Annotated in this window: 14 protein-coding genes; 10 read left to right on the top strand and 4 right to left on the bottom strand. The window is 71.7% G+C overall.

Translation table 11 applies throughout. From position 1 onward, the window contains the following. Nucleotides 1-122: 122 nt before the first annotated feature. Nucleotides 123-2,141, bottom strand: coding sequence for a chromosomal replication initiator protein DnaA (dnaA, locus tag AKI01S_RS14885; RefSeq protein WP_067816778.1), 2,019 nt, complete (start codon nt 2,139-2,141; stop codon nt 123-125). A 725-nt stretch (nt 2,142-2,866) separates the two neighbouring features. Between dnaA and rpmH the strand changes: the two genes are divergently transcribed. From rpmH to AKI01S_RS14910, 5 genes are read left to right on the top strand one after another with little or no spacing between them, the layout of a single operon-like run. Next, nucleotides 2,867-3,004, top strand: coding sequence for a 50S ribosomal protein L34 (gene rpmH / locus AKI01S_RS14890; protein ID WP_067816781.1), 138 nt, complete (start codon nt 2,867-2,869; stop codon nt 3,002-3,004). A gap of 17 nt (nt 3,005-3,021) precedes the next feature. Beyond that, a complete protein-coding gene (gene rnpA, locus AKI01S_RS14895) occupies nt 3,022-3,408 on the top strand; it encodes a ribonuclease P protein component (RefSeq protein WP_067816784.1) in 387 nt (128 codons plus the stop codon). After that, nucleotides 3,405-3,818 carry a membrane protein insertion efficiency factor YidD gene (gene yidD / locus AKI01S_RS14900; protein WP_067816787.1) on the top strand — a complete coding sequence of 138 codons (414 nt, stop codon included), beginning with the start codon at nt 3,405-3,407 and terminating at the stop codon, nt 3,816-3,818. Before rnpA ends, yidD begins: the two co-directional genes overlap by 4 nt. Then, nucleotides 3,811-4,812, top strand: a complete 1,002-nt coding sequence (gene yidC / locus AKI01S_RS14905) for a membrane protein insertase YidC (RefSeq protein WP_067816789.1) — start codon at nt 3,811-3,813, stop codon at nt 4,810-4,812. Before yidD ends, yidC begins: the two co-directional genes overlap by 8 nt. A gap of 36 nt (nt 4,813-4,848) precedes the next feature. Continuing rightward, nucleotides 4,849-5,337 carry a Jag family protein gene (locus AKI01S_RS14910; protein WP_067816792.1) on the top strand — a complete coding sequence of 163 codons (489 nt, stop codon included), beginning with the start codon at nt 4,849-4,851 and terminating at the stop codon, nt 5,335-5,337. Between the two features lie 182 nt (nt 5,338-5,519). Here AKI01S_RS14910 and AKI01S_RS14915 read toward each other — a convergent pair whose 3' ends face one another. Then, nucleotides 5,520-5,984 (bottom strand): DUF6458 family protein, encoded by a 465-nt coding sequence (locus AKI01S_RS14915; protein ID WP_083999585.1) that lies wholly within the window; start codon nt 5,982-5,984, stop codon nt 5,520-5,522. 159 nt (nt 5,985-6,143) lie between these two features. Here AKI01S_RS14915 and rsmG point away from each other — a divergent pair, with 159 nt between their 5' ends. The 3 genes from rsmG (at nt 6,144) to AKI01S_RS14930 (ending at nt 8,955) form a co-directional block, all read left to right on the top strand. Next, nucleotides 6,144-6,809: a 16S rRNA (guanine(527)-N(7))-methyltransferase RsmG gene (rsmG, locus tag AKI01S_RS14920; RefSeq protein WP_067816799.1), complete on the top strand. Its 666-nt coding sequence runs from the start codon at nt 6,144-6,146 to the stop codon at nt 6,807-6,809. 332 nt (nt 6,810-7,141) lie between these two features. Further along, on the top strand, nt 7,142-7,963 hold the full coding sequence (locus AKI01S_RS14925; RefSeq protein ID WP_067816831.1) for an AAA family ATPase: 822 nt from the start codon (nt 7,142-7,144) through the stop codon (nt 7,961-7,963). After that, complete coding sequence (locus AKI01S_RS14930) at nt 7,960-8,955, top strand: ParB/RepB/Spo0J family partition protein (RefSeq protein WP_067816801.1); 996 nt, start codon at nt 7,960-7,962, stop codon at nt 8,953-8,955. The genes AKI01S_RS14925 and AKI01S_RS14930 overlap by 4 nt, the downstream gene beginning before the upstream one ends. Before the next feature lie 696 nt (nt 8,956-9,651). Here the strand turns inward: AKI01S_RS14930 and AKI01S_RS14935 are convergent. Further along, a complete protein-coding gene (locus tag AKI01S_RS14935) occupies nt 9,652-10,596 on the bottom strand; it encodes a D-alanine--D-alanine ligase family protein (protein WP_067816803.1) in 945 nt (314 codons plus the stop codon). A gap of 75 nt (nt 10,597-10,671) precedes the next feature. After that, entirely contained in the window at nt 10,672-11,907 is a 1,236-nt protein-coding gene (locus AKI01S_RS14940) for an aminotransferase-like domain-containing protein (protein WP_083999600.1), read from the bottom strand. 280 nt (nt 11,908-12,187) lie between these two features. On the opposite strand from AKI01S_RS14940, the gene AKI01S_RS14945 reads away from it, so the two are divergent. Both AKI01S_RS14945 and AKI01S_RS14950 read left to right on the top strand, forming a co-directional pair. Then, nucleotides 12,188-12,805, top strand: a complete 618-nt coding sequence (locus tag AKI01S_RS14945) for a GCN5 family acetyltransferase (protein WP_067816806.1) — start codon at nt 12,188-12,190, stop codon at nt 12,803-12,805. 99 nt (nt 12,806-12,904) lie between these two features. Then, nucleotides 12,905-14,452, top strand: coding sequence for a serine/threonine-protein kinase (locus AKI01S_RS14950; RefSeq protein ID WP_067816807.1), 1,548 nt, complete (start codon nt 12,905-12,907; stop codon nt 14,450-14,452). Nucleotides 14,453-14,498: the final 46 nt, after the last annotated feature.

Here is a 14,498-nt window from a genome sequence, read left to right on the forward strand (position 1 = left end):
TCGTCCCCAGCTTCTCCGCAGGTTTTCCCCCGGGTTATCCACGGACTTCCCCAGGGTTTTCCCCAGCCTGTGTGAACCGATCTTGGAATGGGTAGGGCGGAGCGGCGTCCGGCGCGGTCGGTTCAGCGCTTGCGGGCCTGGTGCTTGATGCGCCCGGTCAGCTCGGTCACCTGGTTGTAGATGGCCCGGCGTTCGGCCATCAAGCTGCGGATTTTCCGCTCGGCGTGCATGACCGTGGTGTGGTCGCGGCCCCCGAACTGCTGCCCGATCTTGGGCAGCGACAGGTCCGTCAGCTCCCGGCACAGGTACATCGCGATCTGCCGGGCGGTCACCAGCATGCGCGACCGCGACGGTCCACAGAGGTCCTCGATCGTCGTCCCGAAGTACTCCACAGTCTGCGCCATGATCATCGCGGCGGTGATCTCGGGACCGGACTCGTTGGGGATAAGGTCCTTCAGCACCGTCTCGGCGAGCTTCATGTCCACCGACTGGCGGTTCAGGCTCGCGAACGCGGTGACGCGGATCAGCGCCCCCTCCAGCTCCCGGATGTTAGAGGCGATCTGCGAGGCGATGAACTCCAGCACGTCCGGCGGCGCGGCCAGGCCCTCCTGGCGGGCCTTCTTCTGCAGGATCGCGATGCGCGTCTCCAGCTCGGGCGGCTGCACGTCGGTGGTCAGGCCCCACTCGAACCGGTTGCGCAGCCGGTCCTCCAGCGTCACCAGCTCCCGCGGCGGGCGGTCGCTGGAGATCACGATCTGCTTGCTGGCGTTGTGGAGGGTGTTGAAGGTGTGGAAGAACTCCTCCTGCGTCTGCTCCTTGCCCTCCAGGAACTGGATGTCGTCGACCAGGAGGATGTCCACGTCCCGGTAGCGGCGGCGGAACCCGTCGGCCTTGCCGTCGCGGATCGAGTTGATGAAGTCGTTGGTGAACTCCTCGGAGCTCACGTACCGCACGCGCGCCCCGTTGAACAGGCTCTGCGCGTAGTGGCCGATGGCGTGCAGCAGGTGCGTCTTGCCCAGCCCGGAGTCGCCGTAGATGAACAGCGGGTTGTAGGCCTTGGCGGGCTGCTCGGCGACCGCGACCGCCGCCGCGTGCGCGAACCGGTTGGACGAGCCGATGACGAACGTCTCGAACGTGTACTTGGGGTTCAGCCGGTCGGGGTTCGCGGCGGCGGTGCCCCCGCCGCCCTGTCCACCGTCCTGTGGACGGACGTCGCCGCCGTCCTCCTCCGAGCTCCGGAACGGGTCGCTCTGCGGCCCGTAGGAGTCGGCGTACGCGTCCTCGGAACGCCCCGGCGCGTCGGGGCGCTGCGCCTCGTGCCCCTGCGGCTCGCCGGGCATCCCCGGGACGCCGGGACGCGGCAGGCCGGGCCCGCCCGGACGGGGGGCGCCCAGGGTGCGGTCGTTCAGATGGGAGGGGGCGTGCGGGCGCGCCGCCGGGTCGAAGCCCTCGCGGTCGCGGTCGCGGCCGGGGAACTGCTGCGTGCGGTTCTCGAACGGCGAACGCCCGCCCGGCCCCGCGCCATAGGCGGGCGGACGCGCGGTGGACGGGAAACCGCCGCCGTGGTCGTTGTCGCGGCGCGGCCAATCGCGTTCGTCCTCAGCCTGGGGATAACCGCCGGGGTTGTGGGAAACCCCCGTCGAGGGACGGCCGCCGTAGCCCTGGTCGCCGAACGGGGACTCGTGCCGGGGGCGTTCCGGATATGTCTGGTCCCCATAGGAACGGTCGTCATACGACCGCTCTTCATAGGGGCGGCCTTCGTACGGGCGTTCCTCGAAGGGGCGTTCCTCGTAAGGCTTCTCATAGGGCTGGTCGCCGTAGGAGGGGCGGTCCCCATAGGAGCCGTTGCCGCGGTCGTGATGCTGCTCACCCGAGGACGCGGGCGGCTCGGGCTGAACGGTCACCGCGACGCGGATCTCCCGGCCCAGTTCACGCGACATCACATCGGTGATGAGGCCGCGCAGGCGGCTTTCCAGAACGTCCTTGGCGAAGTCGTTGGGGGCCGCCAGCAGCGCCGTGCCCTCCACCAGGGCGAGGGGGCGCACCATCGGCAGCCAGGCGCGGTAGCCGGGGTGCAGGTCGCTGTCGGACAGCGCCGTGAGGGTACGTGCCCAGACCGATCCGAGATCCTGACCGTCCATGCGCAAGGTCCCCTCCCCAAAGAACTCCGATGACCCGGGGCACCAGAACCACCCGGTTCGCCCACGTTCGAGATCGCCTCACCGATCACTGGAGACGTCGTGGGGGACTAACTCTCTCACGAGTTGTCCACAGAGTTGTCCACATGCTGTGCATGAGGACGGGATCCCTGTGCAAAAGCCCACACGGGCGCACGGGACCGGTCAGTTGACGTTCAGGGGAGCCCCGGTTCCCGACCCGCGGGCGGGAGCCGAAAAAAGAAGGCCGACGCACGTACGGGTCGGCAGCGGTGGAAACCTTAGCCGCTGCTCGCGAGCGCTCGCAACACGAACCGCATTCGCCGCCAGGACGGTCGCATGTCCATCCCCCATCACCCCCCGACCCCTTCCTACCCAGCCGGGATCGGCGCCTCACCCGGCCGTTCCGGGGGCGTTCGGGAACCGTTCCGCCGAGGGCGAAACCCGGCATTCCCCACAGGGCGCGCCGCGCCTGTGGAAAACGATGGGGGAAAAGAGGAACGGGCCCGGCGCGCCCGCCGGCACCGGACGTTCCGTTTGACCAGACGGGCAGGCAGCCCGTAACGTTCTGAGGTCGAGTCGCATCGACCGGGATGACGCGTGCCCGCCGTCAACCAGAACGGACGGGCCCCCGCTGCGGGGGACCGGACGCGCCCCTCGATGCGAGACATCGCACCGGACCCAACCGACCGCAGCACCTGGAGCCTCTAGTGAGCAAGCGTACTTTCCAGCCGAACAACCGTCGCCGCCACAAGAAGCACGGCTTCCGGCTGCGCATGCGCACCCGCGCCGGCCGCGCGATCCTGTCCGCGCGTCGCGGCAAGGGCCGCGCCCGCATCGCGGTCTGACGCTCTAGACCCTTCGCATGCTGCCCTCCGGTCACCGGATGCGGCGGCGGGACGAGTTCACACTGGCCGTCCGGCGCGGTCGCCGCGCCGGACGGCCAACTGTCGTCGTACACCTGCTGCGCCGGGACGCCGAAGCCGACCCCGCGGTCGGCGCCGTGGCCGACACGCCGCCCCTGGTGGGGTTCATCGTCTCCAAGGCGGTCGGCAACGCCGTCGTGCGCAACCGCGTGCAACGCCGGCTGCGCCACCTCGCACGCGCGTACCTCGATCGACTCCCGGGGGGTAGCCTGCTCGTAGTGCGCGCCAACCCCCGCGCGGGGACGGCGCGCCACGACGAACTGGCCGCGGACCTGGAGTCGGCGCTCGACCGGCTGCTGCGGCCCACGTCCAAGGGGCACAGATGACGGATCGGCCAGGGGCGGCCTCCCCGCCCGCGGGCTCCCCCGCGAGCTCCGGGGCCGCGGCGACCGCCCGGCGGCCGGGCCTCGCCGCCCGCGCCCTGATCCTGCTCGTCCGCGCCTACCGCCGCTTCTTGAGCCCCCTGCTCGGGCAGCAGTGCCGGTTCCAGCCCACCTGTAGCGCCTACGGCCTGGAAGCCCTCCAGACGCACGGCGCGCTGCGCGGGTCGTGGCTGACGGCTCGCCGGATCGGCCGGTGCCACCCGTTCCACCGCGGCGGCTACGACCCCGTGCCCCCGCCCCGGAACGCGTCCGAGCCGTTCCGCACGGCGCCCGACCCGGCGCCCACCCCGACCTCCGGCCGCGCGGAGAGCGGCCCCGCCCAAGCAGAGCCCAAGGAGCTGCCCGGTGCTTGACTGGTTGTACTCGATCGTCGCCCAACTGATCGTCTGGATCCATACGGGCCTGAGCGCCATCGGCATCGACAAGGACAGCGGATGGGCCTGGGGTGGCTCGATCATCCTGCTCGTGGTCCTGCTGCGACTGCTGATGGTCCCGCTGTTCGTCAAGCAGATCCACGCCTCCCGCAAGATGCAGGAGCTCAACCCCCAGATCCAGTCGCTGCGCAAGAAGTACAAGAACGACAAGCAGCGCCTGAACCAGGAGGTCATGAAGCTCTACCAGGAGAACGGCGCCAACCCGCTGTCGGGCTGCCTGCCGATCCTGGTGCAGTTCCCCGTCTTCATCGGCCTGTTCCAGGTCCTCAAGCGGATCTCCGACGCCAAGCCGAACGCCTCGGGCCAGTACCCCGACGTGTTCGCCGTCACCGGCGACCTGGTCGCCAGCGCGCAGAAGGCCAGCATCTTCGGCGCGCACATCCCCGACACGTTCATCAAGGCGTGGGGGCTGGACCCGCGGCCGGTCAGCGCGCTGGTCGTCACCGGCATCGCGGTGATCATCTCGTCCTGCACGACGTTCTTCACGGTGCGCGCCAGCATGCGCCGCCAGCCGATCACCGACGAGAACAACCCGATGATGCAGGCCCAGAAGATGATGGTGGTCCTGGCCCCCGTCTTCGGCCTGTTCGGCCTCGGCTTCCCGCTGGGCGTCCTGCTGTACTGGGTGACCTCCAACACCTGGACCCTGGTGCAGCAGCACTACATCTACTCCAAGTACCCGCCGGCGACCGCCGACGGCAACGGCGCCACCGCCACCACCGGGACGAAGACCGGTGCCAAGGCGGGCGCCAAGGGCGGCAAGCAGGACGCGGCCACGACCAGCCTGAAGAAGGGCAAGGCCAGGAAGGACGCCGAGCCCGACCCCGAGCCCGAGTCCGACAAGCCCAAGGTCGTCCGCAACCAGCCGACGCGTAAGCCGCGCAGCAAGCGCAGCGGCTCCCAGAAGCGTTAAGTTTGACCGCAGTCCCTGTCGAAGAAGGAGATCCCGTTGAGCCAGACCGACACCACTGAGGTCGACGTCCAGGCGCTTGAGCAGGAAGGCGAGATCGCCGCCGACTACATCGAGGGCCTGCTGGACATCGGTGACTTCGACGGTGACATCGACATGGACGTCGAGGGCGAGCGCGCGATCGTCGCGGTGGTCGGCGCGTCCCTGGACGAGCTGGTCGGCAAGCGCGGCGAGGTCCTGGAGGCGCTGCAGGAGCTGACCCGGCTGGCCGTGCACCGGCAGACCGGCGCCCGCTCCCGGCTGATGCTCGACATCGGCGGCTACCGCGAGCGCCGCCGCGCCGAGCTGACCAAGCTGGGCCGCGACGTCGCCGACGAGGTCCGGCAGTCGGGCAAGGCCAAGCCGCTGGCGCCGATGACCCCGTTCGAACGCAAGATCGTGCACGACGCCGTCGCCGCCGCCGGACTGCGCAGCGAGTCCGAGGGCGAGGAGCCGGAGCGGTACGTCGTCGTCCACCCCGCCGAGTAGCGCGGACCGGACCACCCGAGCAGGGCAGAGGCCCCGCCGTCCACGATCGGGATGGCGGGGCCTCTGCGTGCGCCCGGTGTGCACCGCCGCCGTAGCACACCGGGCGTTCCAGGGTGGCCCGTCAGGTCGGTGGCGACGTCACCGGCCGGATCTCCGGAGGCGTCCTGTCGGTCGGTCTCGGGTCATCCGCGCTCGTGCGGCGGGCGCCGCCTGGTGCGGGACGCGGGGTCGGCGAGGGTGGAGCTCGGGATGTTCTGGGCGGCGGGGTCCTGCGCGATGGCGGGATCCTGCGCGCGGGCCGGGTCCTGGGAGGTGTGGCCCCGGGCGGGCGGCGCGACCGGGCGTTCGATCACACGTTCGACAACCGGGCCGGCGGGCCGCTCCTCGATGATGCGCTCCTCCACGACCGTCTCGGTCCCGGCGGCCTCGGGGGACGCCGGGTCCACGTAACCGGGGTCGGCTCCGGCCATCAGGCTCGCCCGGCGGCGCGGACGGGTGTAGAGCAGGGTGAAGGCCATGCTGATGAGGCCGACCAGGATCAGGATCCAGCCGACCATCGTGATGTTGATGCCGCTGAGATCGATTTGGAGGGCGAACGCGAGGATCGCTCCGATGGCGATGAAGGCCAAGCTGACTCCGATACCCATCCCTCGGAGCCTCCTTCCGTGACGGGCGGGTGGCTCTGGTGACCCTCTACCCCAGCAGCGCCGAATATGCGCGGAACCCCCGGCGGATCCGGCGTCCGGCGTCCCACCAGCACGTTTCGCGTGTACGCGCCCACCGTGTTTTGTGGAACGATTCGTACGGTGGGGATTGCACGTGAGGTTTTCGGTGACGCACTGCCCGTGGCGGAACGCTATGCGGAGTTCCTCGCCGACGCGGGCGTGGAACGCGGCCTGATCGGTCCGCGCGAGGTGGACCGGCTCTGGGAACGCCATCTGATCAACTGCGCGGTGGTGCAGGAGGCGATCCCGGAGGGCGTCCATGTGGTGGACATCGGCTCCGGCGCGGGACTGCCCGGCCTGGTGCTGGCGATCGTCCGCCCGGATCTGACGGTCACGCTGCTGGAGCCGCTGCTGCGCCGCACGACGTTCCTCAACGAGGCCGTCGCGCTGCTGGAGCTGAAGAACGTGGCGGTGCGCCGCGGCCGGGCCGAGGAGGCCGCCAAGGACTACGCCGTCGACGTGGTCACGGCCCGCGCGGTCGCCCCGCTGGAGCGGCTCGCCCGGTGGGCGCTGCCGCTGCTGCGGCCCGGCGGCGAGCTGCTGGCCATGAAGGGGGAGCGGGCGGCGGCCGAACTGGAGGAAGCCAGACCCGTTCTCGACCGATTCGGTGTGCGGACCACCGAACTGCTCCAAGTCGGGCGCGGTAAGGTCGACCCGCCGACAACGCTTGTCCGTGTGGTCGCCGAACGCGCGCCCCGTAACGAGAAGAACAGGCGCGCCAAAGGGTCGAGGAAGAGGTCTTCATGAGCACGGGACCAGGACTGGGCCGGCCGGAGCGCGCCGGCGACACCCCCGACGATCGCGAACCGGCCGCGGAGACGGCCACGCCGCCCGAGGAGAGCGCCGCCGAGGGCCAGGACCGGCCGGCCACGCCGTCCGGACACGCGATGTGGGGTGCCACCACGTCCGGGACCGCGGATAACGTCGGGTACGTGCCGACGGGCACCGGGGGCGGCACACCGCCCGGACGTTCATCTCAGGGGGAGTCAGAACTCGTGCGCGAGGCGCTCAGGGACGCCAAGGTTTCACGTGAATCATCCACGGTGGTGCAGGAGACCGCGGTGGCCGCGCTCAAGGCGATGGCGGGACGGCGGGAACGCGACTGGCCCCGCCCCGACCACTGCCGCGTCATCACGATCGCCAACCAGAAGGGCGGCGTCGGCAAGACCACCAGCTCGGTCAACATCGCCGCGTCGCTGGCCCTGCACGGCGCCCGCGTCCTGGTCGTCGACCTCGACCCGCAGGGCAACGCCTCCACCGCCCTCGGCATCGACCACCACGCCGAGATCCCGTCGATCTACGACGTGCTGATCGAGGACACCCCGATGGAGGACATCGTGGTGCCCTCCCCCGAGATCCCCAACCTCCACTGCGCCCCCGCCACCCTCAACCTGGCCGGCGCCGAGATCGAGCTCGTGTCCAAGGTCGCCCGCGAGTCCCGGCTGCGCCGCGCCCTGGACTCCTACGACATCGCGAAGTTCGACTACGTGCTCATCGACTGCCCGCCGTCGCTGGGGCTGCTCACCGTCAACGCCCTCGTCGGCGCCGACGAGCTGCTGATCCCCATCCAGTGCGAGTACTACGCCCTGGAGGGCCTCGGCCAGCTGATCCGCACCGTGGACCTCGTCAAGGCCCACCTCAACCCGAAGCTCAACGTCTCCACGATCCTGCTGACGATGTACGACGCCCGCACCCGCCTGGCCGCCCAGGTCGCCGAGGACGTCCGCGCCCACTTCGGCGAGATCGTCCTCAACACCGTCATCCCCCGCAGCGTCCGGGTCTCCGAGGCCCCCAGCTACGGGCAGTCCGTCATCACCTACGACCCCGGCTCCAGCGGCGCGCTCGCCTACAGCGAGGCCGCCTCCGAGATCGCGCACCGGGGTGCGGGAGCCGCCAAGTGAGCCAGCAACGACGCGGTCTGGGCAAGGGCCTAGGCGCGCTCATCCCGACCGCCCCGCCCGCGCCGGAGCCGCCCGCCGTCCCCGCGCACGCCGACCCGGCCTCCCCGGCGCCGCAGGGCGGCCAGGTGGAGAACGCCCCGGGCCTGGCGCCGGTGGCGGGCGCGCACTTCGCCGAACTCCCCCTCGACGCGATCCGCCCCAACCCGCGCCAGCCCCGCAAGCACTTCGATCCCGAGGCGCTCGAGGAACTGGCCGACTCGATCCACATCGTGGGTCTGCTCCAGCCGGTCGTCGTCCGCCGGATCGAGTCCGACGAGCACGACTACGAACTGATCATGGGGGAGCGGCGCTGGCGCGCCGCCCGGAAGGCCGGTCTCGACGTCGTTCCGGCGATCGTCCGGGAGACCGGCGACGACGACATGCTCCGGGACGCCCTCCTGGAGAACCTCCACCGCCAGCAGCTCAACCCGCTGGAGGAGGCCGCCGCCTACAAGCAGCTGCTGGAGGACTTCGGCGCGACCCACGAGCAGCTCGCCGCCCGCATCGGCCGGTCCCGCCCGCACATCACCAACACGCTGCGCCTGATGAACCTCCCGCCGGCGGTCCAGAAGCGCGTCGCGGCGGGCGTGCTGTCCGCGGGCCACGCCCGTGCCCTGCTGGGCCTCGACAGCCCGGAGGCCCAGGAGACCCTGGCCAAGCGCATCATCGCCGAGGGCCTGTCGGTCCGCGCCGTCGAAGAGATCATCGCCCTCCGCGAGGTCGACGAGGAGGAACCCGCCCCGCGCCAGGGCCGCCGCAAGAAGCAGGTGTCCCCCGCCCTGCGGGATCTGGCCGACCGCCTCTCCGACCGCTACGAGACACGGGTCCGCGTCGATCTCGGCCGCAACAACAAGGGCAAGATCGTCGTGGAGTTCGCCGATCTCCAGGACCTGGACCGCATCCTCAAGTCCCTGGCCCCCGGCGAATCCGAAGTGGCCGACCTGGACGCGTGACGCCCCTCGCCGACGCCCCCGGGATAACCCGGGGGCGTTTCCTTTTGTGCCCGGCCGCCCCACCCGGAACGCTCGTCCCTCCTCTCACGCCAGAAGCCGACCGGCCCACCACGACGCTTCGATCGAAGCGCCGCCACCCCGTCCGTTCGCGGCCCGCCTCGTTTGAGCCAGGCCACCGCACGCCCAGCGGCGGGCGATCCACCGTCCCGCGCCGGGCTGGTGTGCGGCGGCGTTTCACGTGAAACGCAGCGGGCTCAGGACACGCTTCTTCACCGGCCTCGCCCTCTGGTCTCCACCCGTCCCGCATGCCTCACTGGAGCGCCCGCTGTCGTTCCCTGGGAAAGGTCAGGCCGACGGAAGGCTGGAGAGGACGGTGGCCCGGCTCCGCGCGCGGGACAAGGAAGGGATCTTCTGGTCGTGGCTGTTCCGCAGTGAGGCATCACGTGAGGGACGCTTCCGCCTCTCGGGTGTCACCGCGAGCCGTCGGCCGCTGCTCGCCGGACGGGGAGGAGACCGCCTGCCGCGTCGCATGCGCGGGCGCGTTTCACGTGAAACGAGTGCGGTGATGCGGTGGCCGTGCGGCCGTGGACCGGACCCGTTTCACGTGAAACGGCGGGCGGAGGTTTCCCGTGAAACGCGGCGGCGGAGGGCCGAGAGGTGTTTCACGGGAAACCTCGGTGACGGGACCCGAGGGCGCTACGGCGTGCGGAGCTGGAGCAGAAGGTCGCGGCAGACGTCCGCCAGGTTCAGGCCCGCGGCCGCGATGGCGCGGGGGAGGAGGCTGGTCTCCGTCATGCCGGGAGCCACGTTGACCTCCAGGAAGTGGACCTCGCCGGAGGGGGAGACGATCAGGTCCGTACGGGAGAGATCCCGGAGGCCCAGGGCGCGGTGCGCCGTCACGGCCGCTTCCGTGGCGCGGGCGGCGGCCTCCGGGTCCAGGCGGGCCGGGGTCACGAACTCCGTGTCGCCGGAGTCGTAGCGGGCCGTGTAGTCGTAGCGGCCGTTCGGGGTGACGATCTCGACGGCGGGCAGGGCATGGGGCTCGCCGTCGCGTTCGATGACGCTCACGGCCACCTCGGTCCCCTCGATGTGCCGCTCGATGAGGGCGGCGTCGCCGTAGCCGAAACAGGCGACCATCGCGGCGGGCAGGTCGGCGGCCTCGCGGATGACGGACGTGCCCAGGGCCGAGCCGCCGCGCGTCGGCTTCACGAACAGGGGGAGGCCCAGGTGCGCCAGGATGCGGTCCATGACCGACGCGGCGCCCAGGTCGTGGAACGTCTCCCTGGGCAGGGCGATGGAGGCGGGCGTGTTCAGGCCCGCGCGACGCACGACGGCCTTCGCGGTGGGCTTGTCCCAGGCGACCCGGCAGGCGTCGGGGCGGGCGCCGACGTAGGGGATGCCGAGCAGCTCCAGCACGCCGCGGACCGAGCCGTCCTCCCCCGCCGCGCCGTGCAGGACGGGGAAGACCGCGTCGGGGGTGTCGCGGGCCAGGGAGTCCAGCAGGGTCGCGTCCGCGTCGCGCAGCTCCACGGGGACGTCCAGGGAACGGAGCGCGTCCGCGACGCGGCGGCCCGACCGCAGGGAGACCTCCCGTTCGTGCGACAGTCCCCCGGCCAGAACGACGACGTGCCCGAGTTCCAAGTTCAGTGCCTTCCTGTGGGATGAAGAACGCCCGGCCCCCCTGGGGGAGGCCGGGCGTTCTTTCCGAAGGTCCGGTCAGACCGTGTCGGGGCCCGGGGTGTGGACCCCGCCGGCGGAGCCGCCCGGCGCGACTCCCCCGAAAGTGTCTCGCAGCTCCAGCTCCCGCTCCACCACGCCCGCCAGGCGGCGGACGCCCTCGCGGATGCGGTGCGGCTCGGGGTAGCAGTAGGAGATGCGCATGTGGCGGTGGCCGGAGCCGTCGGCGTAGAAGCCGGTGCCGGGGACGTAGGCGACGCGTTCGGCGATCGCGCGCGGGGCCATCGCCTTGGAGTCCAGACCCTCGGGGAGGGTCAGCCACACGAAGAAGCCGCCCGCGGGGCGGGTCCACGTGCAGCCCTCCGGCATGAACGCGTCGAGCGCGTCCAGCATCGTGTCGCGGCGCTCCCGGTACAGCTCGCGGAAGTCCTTGATCTGCTCGCGCCACGGCTGGGTGGTGAGGTACTCGCGGACGGCGAGCTGGGAGAAGTTCGACGGGCACAGGATCGCCGACTCGGCGGCGAGGACGAGCTTGGCGCGCACGGCGTGCGGGGCGAGCACCCAGCCGACCCGCAGCCCGGAGGCGATCGTCTTGGAGAACGAGCCGAGGTAGACGACGCGGTCGGCGTCGTCGGCGCGCAGCGCCCGCATCGGCTCGTGGTCGAAGCCGAGCAGGCCGTAGGGGTTGTCCTCGATGACGAGGACGTCGTACTCGGCGCAGATCTCCAGCACCTGGGCGCGGCGTGCGGCGGTGAGGGTGACGCCCGCCGGGTTCTGGAACGTGGGGACGGTGTAGAGGAACTTGACGCGGCGGTTCTCGCGGCGCAGCCGCTCCAGCGTCTCGCGGAGCGCGGCGGGGACGAGGCCCGCGTCGTCCAGCGGGACGTGGACGACGTCGGCCTGGTAGGAGGCGAACGTGCCGAGCGCCCCCACGTAGGACGGCGCCTCGGCAAGGACCACGTCGCCCGGGTCCACGAAGAGGCGCGTGACGAGGTCGAGGCCCTGCTGCGCGCCCACGGTCACGACCACGTCGTCGGCGCACGCCTGGATGCCCTCCAGGGACATCACCTCGCAGATGCGCTCGCGCAGCAGCGGGTCGCCCTGCGCGGAGGCGTACTGCAGGACCTCCGCGCCGCTGCGGGAGATCAGGTCGCCGACCATCGCCCCGACCGTGTCGAGGGGGAGCGCCGAGACGTACGGCATCCCGCCGGCCAGGGAGACCACCTCGGGACGAGCGGCCACGGCGAACAGAGCCCGGATCTCCGAGGCCACCATGCCGGCGGCACGGGCGGCGTAGCGATCGACGTAGGCGTCCGTACGCGTGTGCTGTTCCACGAGGCACCTCCAGGGTGTTCGGAGCGATTCCCGCAATCTACGGCAGTGTCGTGCGGGTTGGCGGGGCCGACCCCCGAGCGCCCGTGGTTCGCGCCGGGGCGGAACCCCCTCTCTCCGATACGATGCCCGAGGGTCCCGGTTCGTTGCCGGGAATTTCCCCGAAGCGGTGCTCCGCTCCGAACCACCTTGACCTCTCAGGGCCCCAGGGGGTGCCGACCAGGTGTCGCGTCGTCTCGTCAACATCACTCTGGACAACCTCGACGACCTTCCGCGTCGCTGCCGTCGCTGCGTCTTCTGGGAGCTGGACCCGGTGAGCCGGGACCGCGCCGTGGAGAGCGGCGACACCGAGCTGGAGAAGGAGGCGTGGGTCTCCTCGACGCTGCTGGAGTGGGGCAGCTGCGGGAAGATCGCGTACGTCGACGACGTTCCGGCGGGGTTCGTGCTGTACGCGCCGCCGCTGTACGTTCCGCGCTCGGTGGCGTTCCCGACCAGCCCGGTGAGCGCCGACGCGGTGCTGCTGATGACCGCGCACATCCTGCCGGACTTCACCGGCGGCGGTCTCGGCCGGATGCTGGTGCAGGGCGTCGCCAAGGACCTCACCCGGCGCGCGGTGAAGGCGATCGAGGCGTTCGGCGACCTGAAGGGCGAGGAGGGCACGTGCGTGGTGCCCGCCGACTACCTGCTGTCGGTCGGTTTCAAGACGGTCCGTCCCCACCACCGCTACCCCCGGCTGCGGCTGGAGCTCAAGTCGGCCCTGTCGTGGCGTGAGGACGTCGAGGTGGCCCTGGAACGCCTGCTGGGCTCCATGAGCCCGGAGGGCGCCCTCCGCCCCGTCTGAAACGATCTCAGCCTCGCGGGCAACTCCGCGCGGGTAACGGGCATCTAACTCCTGTCACGTCCGGCTCCTCCAGGTTCGGACGCACCCCCGGGAGACGCCATGCCCCGAGCCACCCCCCTCGACCCGCGCGATCCCCTCCGGCTCGGCGGCCACGAACTGGTCGGACGGCTGGGCGAGGGCGGCCAGGGCGTCGTCTACCTCGGGCGGGCGCCCGACGGGACGCCCGTCGCCGTCAAGGTGCTGCACCGCGGTCTGGTCACCCGGCGGGAGGACCGCCGCGCCCTGGCCAACGAGCTGGCCGTCGCGCAGCGCGTGGAGCCGTTCTGCACGGCGCAGGTGCTGGCCGCCGACCTCGACGCCGACCCGCCGTACGTGGTGAGCGAGTACGTGGACGGGCCGTCGCTGGCCGAGGCGGTGCGGCGCGACGGGCCCCGGACGGCGGGCGCGCTGCACCGGCTGGCCGTGGCGACGGTCACCGCGCTGGTGGCGATCCACGAGGCGGGCATCGTGCACCGCGACCTCAAGCCCGCCAACGTGCTGCTGGGACCCGACGGCCCGCGCGTCATCGACTTCGGCATCGCCCGCGTGCAGGAGAGCACGCTCTCCACGACGGGACGGCTCATGGGCACCCCCGCCTACATGGCCCCGGAGCAGGCCACCGGGCAGCGGGTCACGGCGGCGGCCGACATGTTCGCCTGGGCCGGGGTGATGACGTACGCGGCGCTGGGGCGGCCCGCGTTCGGGACCGGCACCCTCCCCGTGGTCGCCACGCGGATCGTCCACGGGGAGCCGGACCTGGAGGGCCTGGCGGGACCGGTGCGGGGCCTGGTCGAGGCGTGTCTCGCCAAGGACCCGGCGGAACGGCCCTCCGCGCACGACGTCCTGATGGCGCTGCTCGGTGCGGCGCGCCGCACCTCGCCGCTGCCGGAGATGATGCGCGAGGCCGCGGACCTCGCCCGTCCGCGGTCCTCCCCGGATCCCTGGGAGCCGCCCGGCCGCGACACGACGTTCCCTCCGGGGGACACCTCGCCGCCGCGGGAGCCGGACACCACGGGCCCGCCGCCTCGGGACCGGCGCGCCGCCGGGGACCACAGGTGGGCGTGGCTGGTGGGCGCGCTCGGCGTGACCGTCGTGGGCCTGGGCGCGGTGACCTTCGTGGCGCTGCAGAGCATCCGCGGCGGTTACTACGTCGGCGAGGAGAACGGCCAGGTGGTGCTGTACCGGGGCACCACGCAGGAGGTTCCCGGGATCAGCCTGTCCCGCAAGGCCGACGCGAAGGACCAGCCGAACCCGCCGATCCCGCTGGTGGACCTGCCGCCGACCCAGCGGGCCGCGGTGAAGGCGAAGTACGAGGTCAAGGGTCCGCAGGCGATCAGGGACCTGATGAACATGGTCTGCCGCTACGGGATCGCCGCCGAGAGCGGGAAGGTCGTCGTCGTCAAGGGCCGAGGCCAGGACCAGTGCGGGACCCAGCGGGTCACCGAGAGCCCGCTCGCCCTGGCCGAACTGCCGCTGAGCGACCAGACGGCGATCCGCGACGGCAGGCTCACGTTCGTCGGCAGGCAGGCCGCCGAACGTGAGCTGACGAGACTGACCGCGCGCCGGGACCGGTGCCGCGACAACCCCTCGACCCAGGGCTGCCCGTGACGCGCGGCGCCCCGGCGACGACCACGGCCCGCACCCCGGAACGGGG

Origin of the sequence: Actinomadura kijaniata NBRC 14229 (genome assembly GCF_001552175.1) — a bacterium.
In the GTDB taxonomy this organism is placed as follows: Bacteria; Actinomycetota; Actinomycetes; order Streptosporangiales; family Streptosporangiaceae; genus Spirillospora; species Spirillospora kijaniata.